The 26,489-nt window shown below is 32.8% G+C and carries 30 protein-coding genes; 16 read left to right on the plus strand and 14 right to left on the minus strand.

Annotation, left to right across the window (positions count from 1 at the left end):
* Complete coding sequence (locus OLM54_RS19810) at positions 1-990, plus strand: type IX secretion system membrane protein PorP/SprF (RefSeq protein ID WP_264538588.1); 990 nt, start codon at positions 1-3, stop codon at positions 988-990.
* Positions 991-1,001: 11 nt separating this feature from the next.
* Positions 1,002-1,520 (plus strand): gamma carbonic anhydrase family protein, encoded by a 519-nt coding sequence (locus OLM54_RS19815; RefSeq protein WP_264536264.1) that lies wholly within the window; start codon positions 1,002-1,004, stop codon positions 1,518-1,520.
* 2 nt (positions 1,521-1,522) lie between these two features.
* Here the strand turns inward: OLM54_RS19815 and OLM54_RS19820 are convergent, their stop codons facing one another.
* From OLM54_RS19820 to OLM54_RS19840, 5 genes are all read right to left on the minus strand, one after another.
* On the minus strand, positions 1,523-2,239 hold the full coding sequence (locus tag OLM54_RS19820; RefSeq protein WP_264536265.1) for a LytR/AlgR family response regulator transcription factor: 717 nt from the start codon (positions 2,237-2,239) through the stop codon (positions 1,523-1,525).
* A 133-nt stretch (positions 2,240-2,372) separates the two neighbouring features.
* Positions 2,373-3,485: a sensor histidine kinase gene (locus tag OLM54_RS19825; RefSeq protein ID WP_264536266.1), complete on the minus strand. Its 1,113-nt coding sequence runs from the start codon at positions 3,483-3,485 to the stop codon at positions 2,373-2,375.
* Entirely contained in the window at positions 3,486-3,818 is a 333-nt protein-coding gene (locus OLM54_RS19830; protein WP_264536267.1) for a DUF4907 domain-containing protein, read from the minus strand.
* Complete coding sequence (locus OLM54_RS19835) at positions 3,808-4,815, minus strand: Kelch repeat-containing protein (protein WP_413614469.1); 1,008 nt, start codon at positions 4,813-4,815, stop codon at positions 3,808-3,810. The genes OLM54_RS19830 and OLM54_RS19835 overlap by 11 nt, the downstream gene beginning before the upstream one ends.
* A gap of 19 nt (positions 4,816-4,834) precedes the next feature.
* A complete protein-coding gene (locus tag OLM54_RS19840) occupies positions 4,835-5,623 on the minus strand; it encodes a DUF6268 family outer membrane beta-barrel protein (protein ID WP_264536269.1) in 789 nt (262 codons plus the stop codon).
* 282 nt (positions 5,624-5,905) lie between these two features.
* Here OLM54_RS19840 and OLM54_RS19845 point away from each other — a divergent pair, with 282 nt between their 5' ends.
* Both OLM54_RS19845 and OLM54_RS19850 read left to right on the plus strand, forming a co-directional pair.
* Positions 5,906-7,228: a DUF4270 domain-containing protein gene (locus OLM54_RS19845; protein WP_264536270.1), complete on the plus strand. Its 1,323-nt coding sequence runs from the start codon at positions 5,906-5,908 to the stop codon at positions 7,226-7,228.
* A complete protein-coding gene (locus tag OLM54_RS19850) occupies positions 7,229-8,464 on the plus strand; it encodes an aromatic hydrocarbon degradation protein (protein ID WP_264536271.1) in 1,236 nt (411 codons plus the stop codon).
* Positions 8,465-8,474: 10 nt separating this feature from the next.
* Here the strand turns inward: OLM54_RS19850 and murI are convergent, their stop codons facing one another.
* Positions 8,475-9,254, minus strand: a complete 780-nt coding sequence (murI, locus tag OLM54_RS19855; protein WP_264536272.1) for a glutamate racemase — start codon at positions 9,252-9,254, stop codon at positions 8,475-8,477.
* 112 nt (positions 9,255-9,366) lie between these two features.
* On the opposite strand from murI, the gene OLM54_RS19860 reads away from it, so the two are divergent.
* A complete protein-coding gene (locus tag OLM54_RS19860; RefSeq protein WP_264536273.1) occupies positions 9,367-9,537 on the plus strand; it encodes a bacteriocin in 171 nt (56 codons plus the stop codon).
* A 55-nt stretch (positions 9,538-9,592) separates the two neighbouring features.
* On the opposite strand, the gene OLM54_RS19865 is transcribed toward OLM54_RS19860, so the two are convergent.
* The 7 genes from OLM54_RS19865 to OLM54_RS19895 all read right to left on the minus strand — a co-directional run bounded on the left by OLM54_RS19865 (position 9,593) and on the right by OLM54_RS19895 (position 17,116).
* Positions 9,593-10,096: an OmpH family outer membrane protein gene (locus OLM54_RS19865; RefSeq protein ID WP_207384896.1), complete on the minus strand. Its 504-nt coding sequence runs from the start codon at positions 10,094-10,096 to the stop codon at positions 9,593-9,595.
* Positions 10,097-10,112: 16 nt separating this feature from the next.
* Positions 10,113-11,138: an OmpH family outer membrane protein gene (locus tag OLM54_RS19870; RefSeq protein ID WP_264536274.1), complete on the minus strand. Its 1,026-nt coding sequence runs from the start codon at positions 11,136-11,138 to the stop codon at positions 10,113-10,115.
* Positions 11,139-11,186: 48 nt separating this feature from the next.
* A complete protein-coding gene (locus tag OLM54_RS19875; protein WP_264536275.1) occupies positions 11,187-13,946 on the minus strand; it encodes an outer membrane protein assembly factor in 2,760 nt (919 codons plus the stop codon).
* The gene (locus OLM54_RS19880) at positions 13,879-14,619 is read right to left on the minus strand and encodes an isoprenyl transferase (protein WP_264536276.1); all 741 of its coding nucleotides are present in this window, start codon (positions 14,617-14,619) and stop codon (positions 13,879-13,881) included. The genes OLM54_RS19875 and OLM54_RS19880 overlap by 68 nt, the downstream gene beginning before the upstream one ends.
* A gap of 4 nt (positions 14,620-14,623) precedes the next feature.
* Complete coding sequence (locus tag OLM54_RS19885; RefSeq protein ID WP_264536277.1) at positions 14,624-15,307, minus strand: DUF6089 family protein; 684 nt, start codon at positions 15,305-15,307, stop codon at positions 14,624-14,626.
* A gap of 173 nt (positions 15,308-15,480) precedes the next feature.
* Positions 15,481-16,368, minus strand: coding sequence for an NAD kinase (locus OLM54_RS19890; protein WP_264536278.1), 888 nt, complete (start codon positions 16,366-16,368; stop codon positions 15,481-15,483).
* 88 nt (positions 16,369-16,456) lie between these two features.
* The gene (locus OLM54_RS19895) at positions 16,457-17,116 is read right to left on the minus strand and encodes a CBS domain-containing protein (RefSeq protein WP_264536279.1); all 660 of its coding nucleotides are present in this window, start codon (positions 17,114-17,116) and stop codon (positions 16,457-16,459) included.
* A gap of 116 nt (positions 17,117-17,232) precedes the next feature.
* On the opposite strand from OLM54_RS19895, the gene OLM54_RS19900 reads away from it, so the two are divergent.
* From OLM54_RS19900 to clpX, 6 genes are all read left to right on the plus strand, one after another.
* Entirely contained in the window at positions 17,233-17,946 is a 714-nt protein-coding gene (locus tag OLM54_RS19900; protein WP_264536280.1) for a pyridoxine 5'-phosphate synthase, read from the plus strand.
* A 2-nt stretch (positions 17,947-17,948) separates the two neighbouring features.
* Positions 17,949-18,713 carry an alpha/beta fold hydrolase gene (locus OLM54_RS19905; protein WP_264536281.1) on the plus strand — a complete coding sequence of 255 codons (765 nt, stop codon included), beginning with the start codon at positions 17,949-17,951 and terminating at the stop codon, positions 18,711-18,713.
* An 81-nt stretch (positions 18,714-18,794) separates the two neighbouring features.
* Positions 18,795-19,139 (plus strand): phage holin family protein, encoded by a 345-nt coding sequence (locus OLM54_RS19910; protein WP_264536282.1) that lies wholly within the window; start codon positions 18,795-18,797, stop codon positions 19,137-19,139.
* A gap of 117 nt (positions 19,140-19,256) precedes the next feature.
* Positions 19,257-20,579: a trigger factor gene (locus OLM54_RS19915; protein WP_264536283.1), complete on the plus strand. Its 1,323-nt coding sequence runs from the start codon at positions 19,257-19,259 to the stop codon at positions 20,577-20,579.
* Between the two features lie 292 nt (positions 20,580-20,871).
* Positions 20,872-21,546, plus strand: a complete 675-nt coding sequence (clpP, locus tag OLM54_RS19920; RefSeq protein WP_026985566.1) for an ATP-dependent Clp endopeptidase proteolytic subunit ClpP — start codon at positions 20,872-20,874, stop codon at positions 21,544-21,546.
* A gap of 181 nt (positions 21,547-21,727) precedes the next feature.
* A complete protein-coding gene (gene clpX, locus OLM54_RS19925) occupies positions 21,728-22,960 on the plus strand; it encodes an ATP-dependent Clp protease ATP-binding subunit ClpX (RefSeq protein WP_264536284.1) in 1,233 nt (410 codons plus the stop codon).
* A 128-nt stretch (positions 22,961-23,088) separates the two neighbouring features.
* On the opposite strand, the gene OLM54_RS19930 is transcribed toward clpX, so the two are convergent.
* On the minus strand, positions 23,089-24,054 hold the full coding sequence (locus tag OLM54_RS19930) for a GlxA family transcriptional regulator (RefSeq protein ID WP_264536285.1): 966 nt from the start codon (positions 24,052-24,054) through the stop codon (positions 23,089-23,091).
* Positions 24,055-24,197: 143 nt separating this feature from the next.
* On the opposite strand from OLM54_RS19930, the gene OLM54_RS19935 reads away from it, so the two are divergent.
* The 5 genes from OLM54_RS19935 to OLM54_RS19955 all read left to right on the plus strand — a co-directional run bounded on the left by OLM54_RS19935 (position 24,198) and on the right by OLM54_RS19955 (position 26,459).
* Positions 24,198-24,596, plus strand: coding sequence for a VOC family protein (locus OLM54_RS19935; RefSeq protein WP_413614470.1), 399 nt, complete (start codon positions 24,198-24,200; stop codon positions 24,594-24,596).
* Between the two features lie 35 nt (positions 24,597-24,631).
* On the plus strand, positions 24,632-25,042 hold the full coding sequence (locus OLM54_RS19940; RefSeq protein WP_264536287.1) for an SRPBCC domain-containing protein: 411 nt from the start codon (positions 24,632-24,634) through the stop codon (positions 25,040-25,042).
* 32 nt (positions 25,043-25,074) lie between these two features.
* A complete protein-coding gene (locus OLM54_RS19945; protein ID WP_264536288.1) occupies positions 25,075-25,479 on the plus strand; it encodes an SRPBCC family protein in 405 nt (134 codons plus the stop codon).
* 113 nt (positions 25,480-25,592) lie between these two features.
* Positions 25,593-26,009 carry a VOC family protein gene (locus tag OLM54_RS19950; RefSeq protein ID WP_264536289.1) on the plus strand — a complete coding sequence of 139 codons (417 nt, stop codon included), beginning with the start codon at positions 25,593-25,595 and terminating at the stop codon, positions 26,007-26,009.
* A 6-nt stretch (positions 26,010-26,015) separates the two neighbouring features.
* Entirely contained in the window at positions 26,016-26,459 is a 444-nt protein-coding gene (locus OLM54_RS19955; protein WP_264536290.1) for an SRPBCC family protein, read from the plus strand.
* The last annotated feature ends 30 nt before the right edge of the window (positions 26,460-26,489 follow it).

A 26,489-nucleotide genomic window follows, 5' to 3' on the forward strand; every position in this document is an offset into this window, starting at 1 on the left:
ATGGGATTTAGAATCAGGGTTTTATTTGTTTTTTTGATAACTTCTTTTTTTGCTTATTCTCAAGAAGGAATTCCTGTTTATTCAGATTATTTATCAGATAATTATTATTTAATTCATCCGTCTATGGCGGGAGCGGCGAATTGCGCCAAAATAAGATTAACTGCCAGAAAGCAATGGTTTGGTCAGGATGATGCACCTTCACTTCAAACGTTGAGTTTTAACGGAAGAATTGGTGAAAGATCCGGAGCCGGAATTATTGTTTTTAATGATAAAAACGGATACCATTCACAAAAAGGATTAAAACTTACATACGCACATCATATTATGTTTTCGAGAGATGAAGTCGATTTAAATCAGCTTTCGTTTGGTATAAGCGGTGGAGTTATTCAGAGCCAACTTGATGAAACACAGTTTGGAACCACTTTTGATCCTATTGTTTTTGGTTCAATTCAAAAAGATTCTTATTTTAATCTTGATGTGGGAGCTTCGTATAATTTTATGGATTTTTATGCTCACGCAACGGTTCAGGGTTTGCTTGAAACCAGACGGGAAATATATACAGACTACGAAAGTGATAATTTGAGAAAGTTTTTGTTAAGTGTGGGATATGTTTTTGGCAAACATGATAATATTACCTGGGAACCTTCTGTTTTGCTGCAGGTATTTGATCAGACCAAACAAAAATCGCTAGACGTGAATTTAAAAGCATACAAGTATATGGATTTTGGCAGTTTATGGGCTGCATTGTCTTATAGAAGAAGTTTTGATGGCGTTCAATATAGCTCAGGAAGTGGAGTATCTGCTCAAAAACTGCAATATATTACGCCTATTATAGGTATAAATTATAAAAATTTCATGTTTGCTTATACGTATTCGCAAGTTACGGGCGATGTGAAATTTGATACTGGTGGTTATCATCAGATTACTTTAGGAATCAATTTATTTTGTACAAAGGAACGTTACGATTGTAATTGTCCGGCAATTAATTAAATTTTTTTATTATGCTGATTAAATCTGTAAACGGAAAATCTCCGGTAATTCCTGAGGATTGTTATGTTGCCGAAAATGCAACTATTGTTGGTGATGTTACCTTTGGAGATTCTTGCAGCGTTTGGTTTAATGCTGTAATTCGCGGTGATGTTCACTTTATTAAAATTGGAAATAAAGTTAATATTCAGGACGGCGCTATTATTCATTGTACGTATCAAAAACATCCAACAATTATTGGTAATAATGTTTCAATTGGGCATAATGCAATTGTTCATGGCTGTACGGTTCACGATAATGTTTTAATAGGAATGGGAGCCATTGTAATGGATAATTGTGTCATAGAAAGTAATTCTATTGTTGCAGCCGGTGCGGTTTTAACACAAAATACAGTGGTGACTTCCGGAAGTATTTATGCAGGTGTTCCGGCCAAAAAGGTAAAAGATATTGACCAATCAGATTTTGCCGGCGAAATCGAGCGTATTTCGAATAACTATGTAATGTATTCAGGCTGGTTTAAAAACGAAAAATAAAACTATAAATTGATTTTTTCGAAGAAAGCATTCTTGTAACTTTCGCTAATCGGAATTCGTTTGTCGCTTATTAAAACTTTATTTTTTTGAATTGATTTCACATGTTTGATATTGATAATATACGATCTGTGAATTCTCGAAAATCCTTTGCTCGAAAGCAAGTTTTCTAACTTGATCAGACTAATTAGCGTTAAAGTAAATTTATTATCGGTCGTATAGATTTTTACGTAATCTTTTAAACCTTCGATAAATAAAATATCAGCAAAATTCATTTTTACATTTTCATATTCAGCTCGCACAAACATAAAATCCTGTTCTAATTCAGGAGCTGTGGTATTTTCTGAAATGGTTTGAAGCGCCGAAGTCGGATTAAAAATTTGCTGCGCACGCACAACTGATTTTAAAAAGCGATGAAAAGGGATTGGCTTTACTAAATAATCGACAGCGCCAAGATTAAATCCTTCAACAGCATAGTCTGAATAGGCAGTTGTAAAAATAATTAATGGTTTTTTCTCAATGGTATTTAAAAATTCGATTCCTGAAAAATGCGGCATCTGAATATCCAGAAAAACCAAATCTATATTCGTTTGATTGATAAACGAAACAGCATCAATCGCGTTATTGAAAGTGCTGACCAATTCAAGTGAATCTACTTTTCGAACAAAATCTTCTAATAATTCAACCGCTAAAGGTTCATCGTCTATAATTACACATTTCATCTGTTCGGAATTAAATTTTTAAAGTTGTTTCGGCAGCCAAAAGTAGTTTGAAACCAATGTATTAAGTTTTAAAATTATCATAAAATAGTATCTTATTATGATAAATTTATGCTTTTACGGTGATGATAATATACTAATTAAGTGCTGTTTGAATTTTGTCTAATTTTAAATTTAAATGCACACGATAATATTGATTGTCTTGCGTAATGGTAAGTTCGTGCGCATTTGGATAAAGTAAATCGAGTCTGTTTTGAATGTTTACGAGTCCAATTCCTGAATTTTCAGGATCTTTCACATAATTTTCAATTTTGTTTTCAATCCAGAAATCAAGATTATTATCTAATATAAAAATCTTAATTTTTACATGAGCAGCACCTTTATAATCAGTTCCGTATTTAAAAGCATTTTCTACAAACGAAATCAAAAGCAAAGGTTCGATAAATTTATTTTTGGTATTTCCGTGAACATTTACAAAAATGTCTTCGATATCATTAAGCCTGAGCTTTTGTAATTCGATGTAATTTTGAATGTAATTGATTTCTTTTTCTAAAGCCACCGTTTTATTATCCGTTTCATACAGCATATATCGCATAAGTTCAGATAAAGTTACGATGGCATCAGGGACCAAATCAGATTTCTTGTGTGCCAAAGAATAAATACTGTTTAAGGAATTAAATAAAAAATGCGGATTGGTTTGTTTTCGCAAATAAATTAATTCAGTATTTGTTCGGTGCGTTTCGGCAATTAATTTGTTTTGTTGGTTGTTATAAAATTCAGTTAATGTTTTAATAATGGCACTTATTGTAATAATCAGAATGTAAAAAAGAGAAGGTCCAATTTTAAAAAATAAGGGCTGTCTTCTTGCCATCATTATATGTCTCCCATTTTTTAAATACAAATCCATATTTTGAGGCATCATTTTAGGAGGCAGCATATTTAGGGGTCTTGTATGACCAAATTCAGGAATAAAATAATTGATCCTGATTACCATAAAAAGAAAAATAAGAGCAAAAACAAAAACAAAATAAAGCCAGTATTTTTTTTCCAAAAGTAAAGTAGGTACCAAATAAAAATAGTTGAGATAAAACAAAATAATCCCGGTACTCCATTGCACATAAAAATCATTATTGATTCTAAACGGGCTTTCGTAAAATTGAATCAATGAAGTCAATATAAAGAAAGTCCAAATGATGCTATGAAATAAAATTTTGTTGGAGCTGGTATTTTTGATGGTACTGATGTTCATTTAGATTTTTATTTTTAATAAAATTAAATCATTTTTTGATACCGTTGGTGATATGTTCTCTTTCAGTTTTTCTGCAACCAGATTTGCCACTTTTAAGGCATCTTCTTCTGTCGAAAAACTTTTAGTATCGCTGATAACCGGTATAATAGATTGTTTTATTAAAATCTTGTTTTTATGCGAAATCGAATATCCCCAACCCGAAGCTGTTTTGAAAGATTCAACTTTAAGTGTTTCATTTTTTGTACAAGCCGTAATTTGTACAACAAGAAAAAGAAATAATAAATTCTTCCGGAGTAAAATCCGGAAGAATTGTGTTTTTGTATTAATTATCATTGTCATTTTGTTCCTCTAAAGGTTTAAATTCCCAGGCATCATCAAAATAAGTAGTACCTATTCTTCCTAACATATAAAAACCCCTGTTGTTAATTGCAAAACCAACAGCATCCGTTCTTGTAGCGCCTTCCATTGGGGTTCTTTCTACCCAAAGATCTGTTGTTGGGTTGTATTCCCAAACGGTTTTTACACTTTCACCACCCACAATAAAACCTAAACCGTTCATAGAAAAACTTGATGCATTAGAACGAACAATAGCATAATCATCGTTGAAAGACTCATCGTCATCGTCATCCTGATCAATATCTCTTTTACGAGTCCAAACATCTGTAGAAGGATCAAATTGCCAAAAATCTTCCTGATAAACACCATTATTAATTCCGGTTCCTAAATAAGCTTTGTTATCAATTACAAAAACAGTAGCATTACGTCTTTTGTTTCCGCTAAAACCGTTTACAAGAGTCCATGTATTTGCCTGATCATCATATTGGTAAAAATCTTTTAGATAATTTCCGTCATAACCCGTTCCAATATAAGCTTTTCCACCCACCTGAAAACCTACGGCAGCATAACGGGCAGTACCCGCAAAATCGGTTTTTTGAGTCCAGGTATTATTCGATGGATCATATTGATAAAAATCTTTCAGTTTATTCGTTCCGTCATAACCAATTCCCACATACCCTTTATCATTAAGTGTAAAACTAGATGCAGAACTTCTGCCTACACCAATAAAATCAGCTTTCTGTTCCCAATAATCACCAGTTGAGTTGTACGCCCATAAATCTTTTAAATACTCATCTCCTGTATAACCGGTTGCTATATACGCAAAATCACCAATAACAAAACTAGTGGCACTAGATCTCGCTGGTCCATCAAATGCTGATTTTTTTATCCAGTTTCCTATTAAATCATCGTCGTCATCACTCTTGCTGCAGCCTATAAAAAGAAGGCTCGAAAATATTGCTGCGAATAATATTCCATTTTTTAAATTATTCATCATAGTGTATTAAATTTATTTATTGTTTGTATTTGATGCCAATGCCTAAAATGTAACCGTTTCCGGTATTAAAATCATAAACGGTATGATTATCGCTGTCCCGAATTGTGTACTTTTTATTAAAATCGTAACCCGCCTTAAAATTTAAAAACCAATTTTTGTCAACGTTTCTCTCATATTCAAACGCAGTTGTCATTTGCGATGTACTAATTTTTGTACCATTATTAAGGTCAACAAGCGAATGATCGAGATTGTAAAAATTGCCATTAAAGCTATTCGTTAAGCTAAATGCATTTCGAATATTGTTAGCATATGAAATTTTAGAATCAGGAAACCCAACCAGCAATGCACTTTTATCGTTTACCTTATATTGTAAAGATAAGGTGGGCAGGAATCGTGGATAACCAAATACCGTTGTTCTCGAAACTCCAATATTTACATTGAAATTCGGATTCAGTTGTTGACTTATTTCGAAACTTCCTAAGAGCGTTACATCAGAAATGTCAAGATTTTTTTGAAAATTTGCTGTTGGCGTAAGAGCAAGATTCAGTTTCGTATTTGAAATTTCATGCGAAATTTCAAATTTGTTTTTCAACTGATTAAATTGATCCAGATTTTCAAATGCTTCAAAATTTTCCGCGTCATAATTCACTTTCAAATTCGAATATTCTATTGTATTCTTTATTTTATTTTTTGAATTGAGTGCTGCATTAAATGATACACCAATACCGGTTTCATTAAAATCGATTTTATCCGTTGGCTCTGTTTTCAAATTCGCATTTACTGAAAATTTTTCCTGAGCTTTCATATTCAAAAATGAAATCAAAAAAAGAGCACCTATTAAAAGCCTTATTTTCATTACTTAATTATTGGTTCAAAAGTAGGTGGCTAATGGTTTTAAAAAAAAGAAGATATATGTATGCCTCTTTTTGATAGACTAAATCCCCTTTTTTATGGCTGAACCAATTATTTATAAGCCCAAAGCTATTGTAGATGATATTTCACTGTTTATAGGTTAAAAAGGCGAGACTGTATATGTTATAGTGCAGTGCAGAAGAGTGCATTTTATATTTGTTCAAAAAATAAGATTATGCATAAGTATATATTGATGTTGGTTTTTGCACTTACAGTAATTTCATGCGGTACAGATACAGATGCCGGCGAGTTTGTTGTTGGTTCTGATTATTTGGCGGTAAGCAATAAAGTAATTATGATTGATACCGTAACGGTCGAAATGTCTACCATAAACTTCGATTCGCTTGTTACCTCAAGTCAAAGCCGGATTTTAGTGGGTAATTACGAAGATCCAATATTTGGGAAGATTAAATCAAACGGCTATTTTGAATTAGCAGGAAGTTCTTATAGTCTGGCAAGTACAGGTTCTGATACTGAATCTGTAAATTATGTTTTTGATTCTATTTCGATGATTTTAAAATATGATAATTATTATTACGGAGATACTACTAAAGTTCAAACGTTTGATATTCACAGAGTCACTCAAAAGATAAAACCAAATACAGATGATGATAGTTTTTACAATAATTCTTCTGTGAGTTACAGCAATGATATTCTTGGAACTATATCATATAAACCGAGACCAACTGAAAAAGATTCCATCAATATTAAAATGGATAATACGTTTGGAGAAGAACTTTTTCAAAAGATCAAAAAAAGGGAAATTACAGGTTTAACCAACTTAACAGAATATTTAAAAGGTCTTGTTTTAGTTCCTTCCATTACCAATTCTTCCAGTATTGTTGGTTTTAATACTAAAAGCGTCGTCAGGATGTATTATTCGAAATACCAAAGTGATGATGAGAATACGTATCATATAGATTTTACCATTTCTGACGCCGTAAAACAGTTTAATTCTATTTCTTCGGATAAAACGGGAACCTTAATTCAAAATTTACCCATTTCGAGCAGTAAATTATCGAGTTCATTAACAAACAGGCAAGGATTTATTCAGTCGGGCGCAGGAGTAGCGTGCCGGATTGATTTCCCGAATATAAAACAGCTCAAGTACATTTCAGAAAAAGGCGCGATTGTCGACGCTCAATTGATCTTAAAACCGGTAAATAATACGTATTCAGAACAATATCCTCTCCAGGATTCTTTGCGGGTATATGTAGCTGATAATCTAAACCGAATTAGCGCTCCTTTAGCAAATTCTGCGGGAAGTGCAGTATATGGTTTATTGAACAAAAAAAGCGATGAGTTTAATGAAAATATCGGTTATACAATATCGGTTGGCGGATTTCTTCAAAAGGAAATGTGGAAACAAACCGATTCAAAATCCGCACTTATTTTAACGTTGCCGGGAATTTCTAAATCAGTAAACAGAATTGTTTTAGGAGATCAAAAGCATCTGAACAATAAAATTCAATTGAAAGTTTATTATATCTCCTATTAGATGAAAAATAAAATAGTTTTTTTAAGTTGCCTCATTCTAATGTCGCTAACGGCATTTTCTCAAAGTATTTCAAGTTCTCCATATTCATTATATGGTGTCGGAAGTGTGTATGACTCTGATTTTGGTTCGATTCCTTCTATTGGTTCGTCAGGAATTGCATTGCCTTCCAATGTTTTTATTAATAATTTAAATCCGGCGTCATTAGGTTATTTGCCTTTAAATCATTTTATGTTTGATATTGGAGGAAAAGCAATTGCAACAACTTATGAAAGTGATTCAAGATCTGAAAAGCGAAATAATTTTCAGTTTTCTCATATCGCTTTTGCCTTTCCGGTTACAAAAAACTCCGGATTTAGCATGGCTTTGCGGCCTTATTCAAGCGCAACATTTAAAATATCAAATTTAAAACTTCCTATCACGGACAGCCAGGAATTTTATTATTTAACAGCAGCAGGTTCCGGCGGATTAAATAATTTTGATTTTTCATATGGATATCGATTTGGTAAAAAAATAGCCGTAGGAGCAACGGCGACAGCGATATTTGGAAATACAACGGATGACAGAAGTTATCTGATTTCAAATTCTATAACAAGTATTAGCAAAAACACACATTATAATGGTTTACGTGCCACTTTAGGCGCTCAATATCAAATAGATTCTACGCTTACAATTGCTTCAACGTTTAAATTGCCAACAAAAGTAAAAGCTACAAAAGTGCAAACGGTTGAAACGTTGACCAACGAAGTTGTTTCTATTGTTGAATCGAATGTTGCTTCTGATACTGATGACTATTATTTGCCTTTAGAGATGGGAGTGGGGATTAGCAAACGTTTTAAAAATAATCTGAATATGACTTTAGATTATGAAAAAAGTTTGTGGAATAATGTGAATCAATCTGAGTTGTACGGAAATTTTGTTAATCAGGATCGATTTGCGCTTGGCTTTACGTATAGTGCTAAAAAGAATATCAGACGATATTGGGATCGTATTCAATATGCAGCCGGGGCTAATTTTGATACAGGTTATCTTGAAGTTGATGGTAAACGAGTAAATAATGCTGCCATTTCTGTCGGACTTTCATTGCCAATAGAAAACACATATTCGGCTTTAAACATATCGTATTCATACGGACAAAAAGGAAGAGTTTCGGATAATCTTATAAAAGAAAATTATCATAAAATCTCTCTCAATTTATCTTTAGACGGAATTTGGTTCGTCAAGCGAAAAATAGAATAACAATCAAGTCTTAAAAGTCCTTCTGAATTACATTATATTTATTTTCTAAAATTGATTTTAATACAGAAGGATTTGCATTGGCATAAAATACGGGCTCGCTTTTTTCAACCGTATCCGAAAAACCAACTTTCTCACGCAATACATTTTGAGTTTGTCGTGCAACCGCTTCTCCTGAATCAATAATTTGTATGTGTTCCGGAAGAATCTTTTTTATTTGAGGAATTAAATAAGGATAATGACTGCAGCCTAAAACCAGATAGTCAATATTGGCATCTATCATGGGCTGTAAATAAGATTCCAGCAATTTTGTCATTTCCGGAGAATACAAATTTCCATCTTCAATAAGCTGAACCAATCCATGACCAACCTGTTCAATTATTGTAGTGTTTTGAAACATTTCGGCAGTTTTGTTAAACAACTCACTGTTCAGTGTTCCCTGCGTTGCTAAAATACCTATAACTTGTGTTTTCGAATTATTGGCAGCAGGTTTTATTGCAGGCTCAATACCAATAAACGGAATATCATAATCAGCACGAAGTTCTCTGATTGCATTTGTAGTTGCAGTATTGCAGGCAACAACAATTAGTTTGCAGTTATTTTCGAGCAAAAAATCAACATTTTTTTTACTTAAAGCAACAATTTCTTCTTTGGTTCTCTGACCATAAGGAGCGTTTTTATTGTCTGCTAAATAAATGGTTTTTTCGTTGGGAAGTAGTTCGTGAATAGCGCTCCAAATGGAAGTTCCTCCAATACCGGAATCAAAAACGCCTATAGGATTGTTGTTTGTCATAAAACAAAGTTACATATTTCTATGTTTTTCTACAATTTCAAAATTAAATAAAAGAGTTAATAAAATGTAAAAAAAATACTATATTTACATAAACCTTAAAATATCAATAACTATGAAATTTATCAAAAATTGCGAAAGATTGACAAAAGAAGAGTTAAAACAAATTAACGGAGGTAATCCTCCTCATTGTACTACCGGTAAAGTGTGCATTCGAGGATTTGATGAGAATGATAATCCTATTTGGGATTGTATTCCATTAACGACTGTCTGTCCGGGAATTTAAAAAAAAATGGCTCAACTTTTTTAAGTTGAGCCATTTTTTATAATAAGATTGTTTCTTAGAATCCTAAGTCTTTCTTAACATCAGCAGTTATGTTTGGACCATCAGCTAATAATAGAGTAGAACCGTCTAATACGTATTGGAAACCTTTAGCTTTTCCAACTTTTTGGATAGAAGCTCTTACTTTTTCCATTAATGGTTTTACGATATCAGTTTCTTTTTGTTGTAGTTCTTTTTGTGCATTGTCTCTATAATCAACAATTCTTTTTTGCATGTCCTGAACTTCTTTAGAACGCTCACCGTTTACAGCTTCAGTTACAGTAGCAGCTTCAGCCTCATACTTTTTGATTTTCACTTGATATTCGTCAACCATTTTTTTGTATTCAGTATCGTATGTACCACTTAATTTTTGTAGTTGATTTTGAGCGTCAAGCATTGCAGGCATTTTCGACATAATCTCGCTAACATCAACATGAGCTACCTTAGCTTGTGCATTCATTGTGTTACTTGCTCCTAAAACTAGTATCGCAGCAATTAGTAAAGTTTTGATTTGTTTCATCATTTTTAAAAAATATTAATTAATTATTGGTCGTATTTGATTTTTGTGTTTCGGCTTCTTTCGCTTTTTTAGCCGCTTCTCGTTCTTCTAAAATTTTCTTCTTTCTGTCTTCTAACTCTTTTTTGCGCTGTTCATAAATCTTTTGTCTTTCCTCGGCTTTTGCCGCTGCTGCTGCCGCCGCATCATTAGCAGTGGTTGTTGTAGCTGGTTCTGTTGTTGCAGCTGCAGGTTTAGCTGTCGTAGCGTCAGTTTTTGTTTCTTCTGTTTTAGCAGGTTCAGAAACCGTGCCATTTTTTTTGGCTTCTCTTTCGGCTAGAATAGCTTTTCTCCTATCGTCATATTCTTTTTTCTTAGCCTCTTGTTCCAGCCTTCTGTCTTCAATTAATTTTTCTCTGGCAGCTTTTCTTTCGTCTAGTACTTTTTGTCTTTCTGCCATTTCAGGATTTTCATCAATGGCATTTTCACGACTTTCTTTAACTTCCTGATCTTTCAATTGTTTTTTAGTCAATTGTTCTCGTTTGTCAGTTCTGTTTAATATACGTAAAACCTGATCGCTGATATCAAATCTTTTGTTGCTAAAAAGCATTGTCAAATCTGATGATTTGTCAAAAACAAAATCATAATTTTTCGCTTCTGCAATATCCTGAACAGCTGTAAAAACCTGATCTTGTATTGGCTTTGCTAAAGCTGCTTTATGTCTGATTAAATTTCCATCAGCACCAAATTGCTTTTGCTGATAATCCATCATCTCCGTTTCGAGAAATTTAATTTCAGTTTCTCTTTCATCAATAAGTTCTTTGGTAAGTAAAGCTTTTTCGGCTTTAAGACTTTCTTTCAGATTATTGATTTCTAATTTTTTGGCTTCTATTTCTTGCTTCCATTTTTGAGCTTTTAACTCTAATTGGGCTTTTGCTTCTTTATAATCAGAAACATTTTCCAAAATGTATTCCATGTCTATATAGCCAATTCTAGTTGTCCTTGTTTGCGCTTGACTAGCAGACACTACAATCAGGGCTAAAAATATAAATAAAAATTGTTTTCTCATAACATTAGTTTATTTTCAAATTTTTAGCCAAATGTACTAAAATTTGTACTAAAATTGTTGTCCAATGATAAAGTGTGTTTCCCAACCATTCGCTTTATTAGTTACAGATCCCGGTAATGCATCAAATCCATAACCAAAATCAATACCTAACAATCCAAACGCAGGCATAAATACACGTAAACCAACACCAGCAGAACGGCTCAAATCAAACGGATTATAATCTTTAAACGTTGGATATGATGATCCTGCTTCCAAGAACGTTAAAGCATAAATAGATGCAGATGCTTTTAATGTAATTGGGTATCGTAACTCCATCGAGAATTTGTTATAAATAGTCGCTCCAATTTGATCTCCTACAGAATTCACCGGAGTTAATGAGTTATTTGGATAACCTCTTAACTGAATGGTTTCTCTACCATCCATAGAGTAGTTTGCCATTCCATCTCCTCCTAAATAAAAACGCTCGAAAGGTACAACACCTCTTGCCTGATCATAAGCTCCTAAGAAACCAAATTCTGTTAATGTTCTTAAAACTAATTTTCCATATACTTTAGTATACCAGTCAGCTTTAAATTTAACTTTATAGTATTCTAACCAGTTGTATCTCTTTTGATCGACTTTACCAACATCGGTATCAGCACTTGCAAAATCAGATCCAACACCTACAGTACCGGATTGTCCGTTTATAACTTCCGTTTTTGTATAATCCCCAGGGCTTATAGGCTGTCCGTCTGAACCTGAAATTGTTGTTGTTCCTGAATATCTTGTTTTGTATTCTTTTTGATTTTTTAAATCTCCATAATCAATTCCATTAAACAATGAATATGGAGGTGTCACTTTTGCAGAGATACTAAACTCAGAACCATACGTTGGGAATATCGGGTTAACCCCTTTATTACTTCTTGAAATTCCAATAGTATACGCTAAGTTTCTTGATGCTCCGTTACCAAATGTAAATAAACCTGTATTATAATTATTTAAATCATAATGCTGATAACTGATCGATTGTGATAAAACAAAATAGTCATCCGGCACGGTTAACCTTTTAGCAAGTCCAACCTGTACAGTAAAAATATTAAAACTTTTACTCTTATCAACATCTCTCGTAATATAATTATTAAGAAATTGCGTACTATACGAAATAGATGAACTAAATTGTACTGGTTTCTTTCCTCCAAACCAAGGCTCAGAAAATGATAAACTATACGTTTGGAAATAAGTACTTCCTTGTAAACGAAGCGATACTTTTTGACCATCTCCCATTGGTAATGGTTTGTAAGCTTCTTTTTTAAATATATTTCTTGCAGAAAAGTTATTAAACGAAAGTCCTAAAGTTCCAATGAAACCACCTCCGCCGTAACCACCCTGAAGCTCAACCTGGCTGGATCCTTTTTCTACAACGTGGTATTCTATATCTACTGTTCCGGCTCCAGCATCAACATTTTTGAATTTCGGATCAATTGCTTCCGGATCAAAAAATCCTAATTGTCCAATTTCACGAATAGTTCTTACTAATTGTTCCTTGCTGTATTTTTCTCCCGGTTTAGTTCTTAACTCACGATAAATAACATGATCATTTGTTTTGTCATTTCCAACAACCGATATTTTATTAAAATAAGCAATTGGACCTTCTGTAACTCTAATCTCGAAATCAATCGTATCGTTCACCGTTTTTACCTCTACAGCGTTGATATTAGAAAATAAATAACCATTGTTTTGGTATAAGTTCGTAATATCTTCTGCGTCTGGTTTTGTCTTGTCGGCAATTCTTTTTTCAAGTAAAACACCATTATAAACTTCTCCTTTTTTAATTCCTAAATAACGGTTTAAAAGTTGATCAGAATATACTGTATTCCCTAAAAATTTAATATTTCCAAAGTAGTATTTATTTCCTTCTTCTACATTAATTTTGATTGCCAGCATATTCTTCTCCTTATTATAGGTAACAGAGTCATATATAATACGGGCATCACGATATCCTTTTTCTTTATAAGTAGCAATAACTTTTTCTAAGTCGGCTTTGTATTTTTCCGGAATAAATTTCGATTTTTTTAATACACGAAGAATATTTTTTTGTTTTGTGTCTTTCATGGCTGCTCTTAACTGATTATCAGTAAGTTTTTCGTTGCCAATGAAATCAATTTTGCTAATTTTTACCTTATCGCCCTTGTCTACACGAACAAGCATATTAACCTGATGTCCTGCAGTACTGTCTGCCGGAGTGTTTGTAATGGTAACTTTAGTATTATAATAACCTTCTTTTTTATATTTATTTTCAATATAATTTTTGGTTGTTGTAATTAAGTTTTCGTTTACAATTTTATTTTTGGTTAAATTGTTATCTTTAATTAATCCTTCAACTTTACTTTTCTTAACACCAACAAATTTTACCTCGTTTAATTTAGGAAGTTCAATAATATTTAAATCAAGATAAATACTATCATTATCTATTTTATTTACGTAGAATGCTATTTCGTCAAAAAGGCCAAGTTTGCCTAATTTTTTAATTGCGCCACTAATTTCTTCGCCGGGAACAGTGATTTCCTGCCCTTTTTGAAGACCAGAAAAGGTAACTACGGTTTGTTCATTGAAGCTTATTTTACCAACAACAGAAACTTTAGCAAGAATATATTTTTTTCCCTGATCAAAAGGAACTCTTTCTTGTGCTTTTATTTGTGAAAAACTACCCAAAAGAAGTAGGGTAAGGACTATTTGTATTCTTTTTTGTAACACTAAAAAATTATTTAATTTGTTCACTGGTTTTTCCAAATCTACGTTCTCTTTTTTGATAACTAATAATAGCCTCATATAAATCTTGATCTTTAAAGTCTGGCCACAAGACATTAGTAAAATATAGTTCTGCATAGGCAATCTGCCAAAGCAAAAAATTACTTATTCTATGTTCTCCACTTGTTCGTATTAATAAATCTACGTCAGGTAAATTTTGCGTGTAAAGATGCTCATTTATAATTGAATCGTCAATAGTGTCTATTGAAATTATATTATTTTTAACTTTATCACTGATGATTCTCACAGCATTTACCAATTCTTCTCGTGATCCGTAACTTAAAGCCAGTGTTAGTGTAAGACGTGTATTGTTTTTGGTTTTATCAATAACATCTAAAAGTTCTTTTTGAGCAGTTTTTGGTAATTTCTCAAGATTACCAATAGCATTAAGTCTGATATTGTTTTCCTGCAAAGTAACAAGCTCTTTTTTTAATGAATTGATTAAGATTTTCATTAAAGCTTCGACTTCTAATTTTGGACGATTCCAGTTTTCGGTAGAAAAAGCATAAAGAGTTAAGTACTCAATGCCAATTTTTGCACAGGTAGTAATTGTTTTTTTTACTGATTTTGTCCCATTTTCATGACCAAAAGCTCTTAGGAACCCTTGTTGTTTTGCCCATCGTCCGTTACCGTCCATGATAATGGCCAGATGTTTTGGTAAGTTTGTTTTGTCTAAAGAGTCTATTATGTCCATTTTATTATTCTGCGCAATAGCAAGGTTTTAGTCCAAAGGTATACGTTAAAGTAGCACCTGTAAAGACATACCAATCATTATTATTTAAATTTCCAAATCGCAAAGATGTTAAAGCATTATTGCTTGGATTACTTCCGTCTATATCGTCCGTAAAAGTATAACGGGCTCCAACTTCAACACCTAAAACCCAATTAGGGGCTATGTTCGATTTTATTCCTAACGTTATAGGGATAGCAATTGAACTCGAATTTTTTTCTTTTCTGGTTTGTCCTCCTGAAATATATAATTCATCATACATAAAGTAACTTAATCCTGAATATATATAAGGAGTAACTTTTGGATGATAATCATGCAGGTTAAAATCGAAAAAATTAAATTCTAAACCGGCAGAAAGTTCTTTTATATTGTTTTCAAATTTGTAGCCTCTGATGCTTCGCCCGGTTTCTTCTGATTCACGATCATTTCCTACAACGGTCGATTGTGTATATGAAAAGCGATACGAATGTCGGGGGCTTTTATTCCATTTATACAAAATACCAAAAGCTAGTTTTTCAGGGGCAATATAAGTTGTTTTACCAACATCACCTACAAAGTTGCTTCCACCAAGAAAAACACCAATCTCATTGATCTGAGCATTTAGTGTAATAAAGGGAAAGAAACATAACAATAAATTAAAAATTTTCTTCATTTAATTCAGAATTGCGTGCAAATATAATAATTATCGATACGAATCAACGTCGCTTTAGTTAAATGTGCTTTTTTTTCAATTTGCATAATGATTGTGAGACATTTAATGAGGATTCGATACATGCAGAACGAGAAAAAGTGGTATTATCGTATAGTTATGCGTCAGAAAAAGACTTAATTCCTTTTGTCTTCTCCCCAAAGCAGCTTATTTCTTAAAGTTTTCAGGAAAGTTTCGCCGGGAATCTCAACCATTTTTATTTTAAAATCTGTTTTTTTAATTGTTAAAACAGATTCATTTTTTACTGAAGCAATTCTGGAATCTAATGAAACCAAATATTGATCTTCTCTTCCTGAAACACGAAGTTTAATTTCGGTATCATCAGGAATAACAAGCGGTCTTGCAGTTAAATTATGTGGTGCAATAGGCGTAATTACTAAACTTTTAACGTCAGGCGTTAATAATGGTCCGCCACAACTCAAAGAATATCCTGTAGAACCGGTTGGTGTCGAAATAATCAAACCATCTGCCCAATATGAATTTAAATATTCATTATTTAAATAGGTTTCAACAGTAATCATCGAAGTAGTGTCTTTTCTGCTTACTGTAACCTCATTCATTGCAAAATTTAAATCTTCTTCAATAGCATCATTTTTCGGATCACAGGTCAGGCTTAGTAAAGTTCTTTCAGAAGTAGTGTAATTTTTGTCAATTACAAATTGCAAAAAACTATCAATATTTTCTTTTTGTACAGTTGCCAGAAATCCAAGTCTTCCTGCATTAATTCCTAAAATTGGAACGCCGGAATTGCGAACCAGAGTTGCGGCTCTTAAAATAGTTCCGTCACCGCCAATACTAATTAACATTTCAAAACTATTGTCTAAAGAAGTGGTCGCCGAAAAAGTCTTGTATTCTTTTTTCACGAGTTCCTTTTCATGAAGCATTTTTAGAAAGTTTTCCTCTATTACCATTTCAACATTATTGGTATTGAAAAACAAAAAAATATCTTTAATAATAGGTTCGGTACTGTTTTGATAATACTGTCCGTAAATGGCTACTTTCATCTGATGTTGAATCGATTTTTTGTTTAATTGTTTAACCGTTATTTTTTTGTCAAAACGATTAAACAATTAACCGGTTTAACATACAAAACTATATATTAAGGTATTTGTCTAAATAATCTGAACGTTCTTTTAAACTATTTATATAAGCATCTTCCTGATGTTCTGATATGATTTCGTAATTGTATCGTCTAAAAGTCTGAATAATTTCATTCATTGGTCCAACCCCGATTTTTACTGTAATCTGAACATTTTCCAAATCGGCTTCAGAAACAAAACAGCCTAAAATTTTCCCATTATTACTTTCAACGATCTGCGCAACCTGTCCCATAGAATAATCTAAAAGACCTTTTTGCACAATGATAATACCGCCTTGTTCTTTTAAAAATGGAGTTTCCTGAAAAAATTTCATGATATCTTCCATTTCATAATACCCTATATAAGTATTGTTTTCATCAATAACCGGAACCATATTGGTGTGATTTTTAGCAAAAACTTCTAAAACATCGAGCCACATCATTGATTTTCTGGCAAAAAAGCGCTCTAAAGTATATTTATAATCAATTGCTTTTTTGTCAGTATCAAAAGTTTCAACATCATCAGAAGCAATACTTCCAATAAAAATGCCGTTTTCTAAAACCGGAAAATGCGAAAAATCAGCATCAGCAAAAAAATCCTGAACGGATGCGATTGTTTCCTCGCTATTAATTGCTCGAAAATCGTTTGTGATATAGTTAGTAATTTCTGTCATAGATCAATTGAGGATATTTGATGCAAAATAATCAAAAAATAGCAAAAACTGCTACGTTTTACTTTGTATTTTTGTCGTAACAAATATAGTGTTACTAGAATTAATTATCTGTTTATATGACAAAGTTAAGTGTAAATATCAATAAAATTGCAACCCTGCGTAATGCACGTGGCGGAAATGTTCCGGATTTATTAAAAGTAGCCGCCGATATTCAGCGTTTTGGCGGGCAAGGAATCACCATTCACCCGCGTCCGGATGAACGTCATATCCGTTATCAGGACGCTCGCGATTTAAAACCTATCGTGTATACCGAATATAATATTGAAGGAAATCCACAGCATAATTTTATTGATTTGGTTTTAGAATGTAAGCCAACTCAGGTTACTTTGGTTCCTGATGCAATTGGAGCAATTACGTCTTCTGCAGGTTGGGATACAATAAAAAATCAGGAATATTTAACCGAAGTTATTCAGGAATTTCAACGCAACGGAATCAGAACTTCAATTTTTGTTGATCCAATTAATGAAATGATTGAAGGAGCAAAAAAAACAGGAACCGACAGAATTGAATTATATACAGAAGCTTTTGCACACCAATATAGTTTAGGAAATAAAAACGGAATTGATTCTTATGTGAAATCAGCCGAATTGGCAAACGAATTAGGATTAGGAATTAATGCCGGACATGATTTGAGTTTAGATAATATTCAGTTTTTTAAGCAAAATATTCCGGGACTACTAGAAGTTTCAATTGGACATGCTTTAATCTCAGAAGCATTATATCTTGGTTTGGATAATGTTGTGAATATGTATTTAAATAAATTGAAATAATTATGCTTTATTCAAAAATAGAAGGCGAAGGAAAACCATTTATCATCATGCACGGTTTTCTTGGTATGTCTGACAATTGGAAAACACTTGCCGGTCAATATGTCGAAGCAGGATTTCAGGTTCATATTTTAGATTTACGAAATCACGGCCGTAGTTTTCATTCAGATGAATGGAGTTACGAAGCCATGGTTCAGGATGTATTCGAATATTGCCAGGCCAATCAATTAAATAAAATAGATATTTTAGGACATTCAATGGGTGGAAAAGTAGCGATGCTTTTTGCAACCACACATCCTGAAATTGTCGATAAATTAATTGTAGCTGATATTGGTCCGAAATTCTATAAACAGCATCATCAGGATATTTTGGCAGGTTTAAATGCAGTAGATTTTTCTGTAAAACCAAGTCGAAATGATGTTGAAGCTATTTTGGCAGAATATGTTTCTGATTTTGGAACACGCCAGTTTTTGTTGAAGAATTTATATTGGATAGAACCCGGACAATTGGCTTTTAGATTTAATCTGGAAGTTTTTAATAACAATCTGGATGCTATTGGAAAACCTTTGGCTGATGATTTGGTTTTCGATAAACCAACCTTATTTATCAGAGGAGGAAATTCGGGTTATATTTTAGATTCAGATTTTGATGCTATACGTCAACATTTTTCAAATGTAAAATTTGAAACTATACCAAATGTGGGACATTGGCTTCATGCCGAAAATCCTAAAATGTTTTTTGAATTGACAACTGCGTTTTTAAAAGAGTAAGTACTTGTTGGCACAGATTTAAAAACACTTTTAATCCAATATAAAATTCATTACTTTTATTAAAATTTAAAATCAAAAAATATGAAATTATTACTTAGACTTCTTGTTACTGCAGCCTTGGTTTTATTACTTGCTAATCTTTTGACAGGCGTTCATGTGGCAAGTTTTGGCACAGCTGTAATTGTTGCAGTGGTTTTAGGATTGCTTAATCTTTTTATAAAACCAATATTAGTTATCCTGACTTTGCCTGTAACAGTAGTTACTTTAGGATTGTTTTTACTGGTAATAAATGCAATCATTATTTTGTTGTGTACTAATATAGTAGGAGGTTTTGCAGTAGATTCTTTTTGGACAGCGTTAATATTTAGTGTTATATTGTCTATACTTCAGTCTATTACTTACAAAATTTTGGGAGACGACAAATAAAAGAAAATAGAAATGACGTTTAAAACGTCTTCAAATACAATAGATTAAAAACTTGGTTGGGTTGCAAAAATTTTATAATTTTGCAACCCAATTTTATTATGTAAATTAAAGAAGACGATGGATATTAAAAGAGTAGCAATAGACGCTGTGAATGAAACGATTGTAATGACAGTTGTTCACATGGATTATAAAGGTCAAGTAGCAAAAAGAATAAACGAAAAAATGCCTTTGGCTACCGTTAAAGGTTTTAGAAAAGGGCAAGTGCCTAAAGACCTTGTTGAAAAACAATACGGAAAAGCAATTAAGCAGGAAGAAGTTAAAAAAGTAGTTGATTTGGCTTTAGAGCGTTTTGTTCAGTCTGAAAGACTAAATCTTTTAGGAACTCCTCTTGCTAAAGAAAACGAAAACTTTGATTGGGATGCTGAAGAACTAACTTTCGAATACGAAATTGGTTTAGTGCCAAACTTTGAAATTGATTTAGAAGCTAAAAACAATATCGTAAAATATATCGTTACTGCAGATGATAAATTAATCGACGGACAAGTAGAGCGTATCCAAAAACAATTCGGAAAACCAATTCCACAAGATAAAGTAACTGCAGATTCTGATTTAACAGGAACTTTTACAAACGAAGAAAAAGGGATCAGCAATACAACTACAATTTCTGTTGGTACTTTCAACAAAAAAGCAGGTGATAAATTCATCGGTAAAAAAGTTGGAGATGTTGTAACGGTAAGCACTAAAGGTTTATTTGAAGATGATCACCAATTAATGGATTACTTAAAAGTATCTCATGATGATGTTCACGGTTTAGATGTTGAAGTAAACTTTACAATCGAAGCGATCAACGGAGCTGAATTGGCAGAATTAAACCAAGAGTTATTTGATAAACTTTTTGGTGAAGGAAAAGTAGCTTCTCTTGAAGATTTGAAATCTAAAATTAAAGAAGATGCTGAAGCTCAATTCGCGCAACAAGCAGATCAAAAATTATTATTAGACGTTCAGGATTTCCTAATCGAAAATACAAAATTTGATTTACCATCTGAATTCCTTAAAAAATGGTTGCAAACTGTTGGAGAGAAAAAACTTTCTCCGGAAGAAGCTGAAATTGAATACGCAAGATCTGAAAAAGGATTACGTTTTCAATTAATCGAAGGAAAAGCAATGGCTCAAAGCAATATCCAAATTACATTTGAAGATTTGAAAGCTTTTACAACAAGAGCTATCAGACAACAAATGGCTCAATTTGGTCAAACAAATCCAACTGACGAAGAAGTACAAGGAATCGTGGCTAGAGTTTTATCTAACCAGGAAGAAGTAAAAAGACTTTCTGAGCAAGTTGTAGCTGAAAAATTGTTAGAAGTGTTTAAAGAAAAAGCAAATCCAACAACTAAAGAAGTAACTTACGAAGAATTTATTGCTGCGTCTTACGGAGAATAATTTCTAAAAAATTAAGTATATTTGAGCGTCAGGAGATTTTTTTCCTGACGCTCTTTTTTTGTTTCAGGTTAATTTGTTTCAAGTTTAATTTTGTTTCAGGTTTCAAGTTGCTGTACGTTACGGAAAACCTGAAACCTGAAACCTGAAACCTGAAACCTGAAACCTGAAACCTGAAACCTGAAACCTGAAACCAAAATTAAGACAAATTGACACCCTTTATAAAAAGGTATGACCTTTGCGGGAGATAAAAATATACACCTATTTATTAAGTAAAACTTTAGACAGATAAAATATGAACTACGGTAAAGAATTTAAAAAATTTGCTACAAAGCACCAAGGAGTAAACGCAATGTACTACGATAAAATCGTAGCAGCAATGAACCCAACAAACATGACTCCATATATTATCGAAGAGCGCCAGTTGAATGTTTCTCAATTAGATGTGTTTTCAAGATTAATGATGGACAGAATTATCTTTTTAGGAACAGGTATTGACGATCAGATCGCAAATATTGTTCAGGCGCAATTATTATTTTTAGAAAGTGCCGATGCTTCAAAAGATATTCAAATTTATCTAAATTCTCCTGGAGGAAGCGTTTACGCAGGATTAGGAATTTATGATACAATGCAATACATCAAACCAGACGTAGCTACAATTTGTACAGGTATGGCAGCATCTATGGGAGCTGTATTATTATGTGCAGGAGCAGCAGGAAAACGTTCGGCTTTACCACATTCAAGAGTAATGATTCACCAGCCATCAGGAGGAGCACAAGGTGTTGCAACAGATATGGAAATCAACTTACGTGAAATGTTGAAACTAAAAGATGAATTATACCATATTATCTCTCAGCATTCAGGACAAACTTTTGATAAAGTACACAAAGACAGTGAGCGTGATTACTGGATGAAAGCTGATGAAGCAAAAGAATACGGAATGATTGATGAAGTGTTGAGAAGAAGCTAAAAAAGTTTATATGTTTCAAGTTTCAGGTTTCAAGTTAACAATAGCAACTTGAAACCTGAAACCTGAAACCATTTTTTTAACTTGAAACAAAAATAAAAGTTAATAGGTTGCTAAGTTTTTAAGGTTTTGATGAAAAATCTCAGAAACTTAGTAACTTTGCGACTTATGTAACTAAAGAAGAATGGCTAAAGTAGTATTAGAATGTTCGTTTTGTGGAAGAAAAAAGCCAGAAACCAATTTATTGATTGCAGGTATTAATGCACATATTTGTGATAAGTGTATTGAGCAGGCACACGGAATTGTATTAGAAGAATTAAAATCAAGCGGAAGCGCAAAACTTGTTGGTGATTTAATTTTAAAGAAACCAAAAGAAATCAGAGCTTTCTTAGATCAATATGTAATTGGTCAGGATCAGACAAAAAAAGTAATGTCAGTTGCGGTTTACAATCACTACAAACGTTTAATGCAACAGCAATTAGACGACGAAGTAGAGATTGAAAAAAGTAACATCATTATGGTAGGTCAAACCGGAACAGGAAAAACATTGGTAGCAAAAACTATTGCAAAAATGTTAGACGTTCCTTTGGCAATTGTTGATGCAACCGTACTTACAGAAGCAGGTTATGTTGGTGAAGATGTCGAAAGTATTTTGACACGTTTACTGCAAGCTGCTGATTATGATGTAACCAAAGCAGAAAGAGGAATCGTATTTATTGATGAAATTGATAAAATTGCCCGTAAGAGCGATAACCCATCCATAACACGTGACGTTTCTGGAGAAGGTGTACAACAAGCATTATTGAAATTATTAGAAGGAACAGTTGTAAACGTACCGCCAAAAGGAGGACGTAAACATCCGGACCAAAAATTTGTTGAGGTAAATACACAAAATATCCTGTTTATTGCAGGTGGAGCTTTTGATGGAGTAGAACGTATTATTTCTAAACGTTTAAACCGTCAGGCAGTTGGATATTCTACTTCTAAAAATGTTGATAATATCGATAAAGACAATTTATTGCAATATATTATTCCAAAAGATATTAAAGATTTTGGATTGATTCCTGAGATTATTGGTCGTTTACCGGTTTTAACGCATATGGATCCTCTTGACAGAGAAACGTTGCGTGCGATTTTAACGCAGCCGAAAAATGCATTAATCAAACAATATCAAAAGTTGTTTATGATGGACGAAGTGGAATTCAGTATAACGAATGAAGCTTTAGATTTTATTGTAGACAAAGCTTTAGAATACAAATTAGGAGCTCGTGGATTACGTTCATTATGCGAAGCAATTCTAACAGATGCAATGTACGAACTGCCAAGTTCAGACGATAAAGTTTTGACAATTGACAGAGATTATGCAGAGCATACTTTGAGCAAAAATTTATTGAAGCGTATGGAAATTGCTTCTTAAATACTGATATTACTTTGTCAAAGTTCAAAGCTTTGACAAAGTTTGCATATAAACCTGTTCATTTATTTGAGCAGGTTTTTTTTATGCAATTTTTTCTTGCGGTGCTATCTTTACTTAGTGAGCAAATTTTACTGCACCCTAAACTTCTCTCTGTATTCAATAGGTTTCATGCCAACCATTTTATAGAATACTTTTCTAAAAGCTTTTGGATCATTATAACCCGTTTTTTCAATGATTTCAGAAATCGAAAGCTGCGTTTGTTCCAGATATTTCTTAGAACTTTCTACACGTATATTTTGCAGATACTCAATTGGCGGTATTCCGATAACTTGTTTAAATCTTCGTGTCATGTTTCTGGCACTTGTTGGAATATCTTTAGTAATTTCTTCCAGTTTTTCAATAGAATGGTATTGACTTTCAATTTTTTGCTGCAGCATCGCAACCAAAGAATCATTATGTAAATGATTTGGTCTGAAAGTGCTAAAATAACTTTGTTTGTATCTGTTTAAATCGATAGAAAAAATCTTGGCAATTTGCACTGCAATTTCATTTCCGCAATATTTCTGCACCAAAAGAATCAGTAAATGAAACGTTGAGGTAGAACCGCCGCTTGTATATAAACTTCCATCTGCCGTTAAGGTTTCTTCTGATTTTAATTTTACTAATGGAAAAGCTTTTGTAAAAGCACTGCAGGCATCAACATGCGTTGTAGCCAGTTTTTCGTTTAATAAACCCGAAGCCGCAAACAAAAAGGCACCCGTACAAAAACTAGCCAATTCAGCCCCTGCCTCATGCTGCTTTTGTAACCACGGAATAAATTTTTTATTCTTGGCTATCATCTCACTCATATTATCTGTCGTAAAAGCAGGAATCAAAACCAATTCTAAATTTGCATCACAATCCTCAATAGACTTTACTTCATAACCAAACAAATGCTTTTGGTTGATTTGCTCTGCTGATTGAAAAACCATAATTTCAAAAGGCTTTTGCGTGCCTTTATGTAATTTATTAGCCGTTTCAAAAACTTCCAGAATCGCTGCTATACTTAACAATTTATAGTCATGTGGTACAATTAAAGCTGTTTTTTTGCTCATGGTTTTTCATTTATGGTTATTGCAAAAATAGAAAAATTGTCTTAAATGACCCTAAAGATGACTTTTTTTGTAATGTAAGCCTTGTTATTTAACTTTAAATTTGTTTTGATAATTTGTAATTTTATAATCTCATAGAAACAAAAATTTTCTTAAATCTTCCGGTAAAAGATTTAAATCGTTCAATATCATTTTTTACCGAATTGGGTTTTTCGTTCAATCCAAAATTTACAAATGAAAAAGGAACATGTTTAATTATTGGAGAAAATATAAATGTGATGCTTCTTGTTGAAGAATTTTATAAAACCTTTACCAACAAACAAATTTGTAATACTACAACAACAAGCGAAGTTATTATTTCAATATCGGTCGAAACACGTGAGAAAGTTGATGAAATGATTGAAAAGGCTGTTAAAGCCGGCGGATCAGAATATATGAAAACGCAGGATTATGGGTGGATGTATCATCGCACTTTTCTGGATACAGACGGACATCATTGGGAAATTTTCTTTATGGATGAAAGTCAGATTCCGGAAATGAGTTAGAATTTAATTTATAAATAGAATTTAAATAACTAATAATGGTACAAGTTCAAAATACAATCAATGCCACAATAGAAAAAGTCTGGAATCTGTGGACATTGCCGGAACATATTAAAAATTGGAATAACGTTTCTTCGGATTGGCATACGCCTTATGCAGAAAATGATTTGAAAGCTGGAGGTAAATTTAAATTTACAATGGCTCGGAAAGATGGAAGCGAAGGGTTTGATTTTGAAGGTATATATACTAAAATTGAAAATTTTTTACTTATAGAATATCAGCTTTTTGATAACAGAACAGCAAGCGTTCGTTTTGAAAATAAGGGCAATGAAGTAGTACTTACAGAAACATTTGAGCCCGAAACAAAAAATGTTGAAAATATGCAGAAACAGTTTTGTACCTCTATAATTCAGAATTTTAAAAACTATGCCGAAAACTTTAAAGAATAAATTAATTTATAAATTATAAAATTCAATATATAATGATAACAGTAAAGAGCACAATTAATGCGTCAATCGACAAAGTTTGGAAATTCTGGAATTTGCCGGAACATATTACAAAATGGAGTTTTGCTTCGCCAGATTGGCATACTCCTTTTGCAGAAAATGATTTAAGAGAAGGCGGGAAATTCAAATCGACAATGGCAGCAAAAGATGGTAGTATGAGTTTTGATTTTGAAGGTGAATACACTTTGGTAAAACAAAATGAAGCTATAGAATATGTAATGGCAGATGGAAGAAAAGTCGAAATCAATTTTGCTGCAACCCCAAACGGAGTAGAAATAACGGAGAGTTTTGATCCCGAAACACAAAATCCCGAAGAAATGCAGCGCGGAGGCTGGCAGGCAATTCTGGATAATTTTAAAAATTATGTAGAAGCGAACTAGGTCTTTAGAGGTACAAAGAGACAGAGTTACAAAGATTCAAAGAAAAAACTTAGTGCCTTAGCATCTTAGAACCTTAGCCCTTTAAAAAATAAGTTTAACAAAAAAGCAAAAAAATGACAAAACAAATATGGCTGAATTTGCCGGTAAAAGAGGTGGCAAAATCAAAAGCTTTTTTCTCGAAAATAGGTTTCTCTTTTAACGAAAAACACGATACGCCAAGCTCAACTTGTATGGTTGTAGGCGAAGGAAAATTTGCTGTAATGCTTTTTGAAGAATCTTTATTTGCCAGTTTTTCTCAAAACAAACTGACAGATACACAATTAAGTTCAGAGATCTTAATTTCGATTGATGCAGAAAGTAAAGAAGAAGTGGATCAATTTGCAGAAAAAGTAAAAGAAGCCGGCGGAAATGTTTTTAGTCAACCCGCTGAAAGCCAGGGCTGGATGTATGGCTGTGCTTTTGCAGATTTAGATGGTCATCGCTGGAATGTTTTATATATGGACTTTAGTAAAATACCACAAGAAAATTAAACAGATATGGAAACACTAGAATTTAAAATCAGAATCAAAGCTCACCCGGATAAAGTTTGGGAAGTTTTATGGAATGATGAAACCTATAGAAAATGGGCAGGCGTTTTTTATGAAGGATCGTATGCTGTAAGTGATTGGAACGAAGGTGGAAAAATACACTTTCTGGGACCTAACGGTGGAGGAATGAATAGCATAATCGAGAAAAAAATCCCAAATGAATATATTGCTTTTAAGCATTTGGGAGAAGTTAAAGATTTTAAAGAAGTTCCTATGAATGAAGAAACAGAAAAATGGAGCGGTTCAATGGAAACCTATCGATTAACTCCCGATGATGAATTTACAGATCTTTTAGTTGAGGTTGATGTAATCGAAAAACATATCGATTATTTTAAAGACACTTTTCCTAAAGCATTAGAAATCGTAAAAGAACTTTCGGAAGAGAAGAAATAGAAAATATATAAATAACAAAAAAACAAAAAT

It is taken from the genome of Flavobacterium sp. N1736, from assembly GCF_025947065.1.
Taxonomy (GTDB): domain Bacteria; phylum Bacteroidota; class Bacteroidia; order Flavobacteriales; family Flavobacteriaceae; genus Flavobacterium.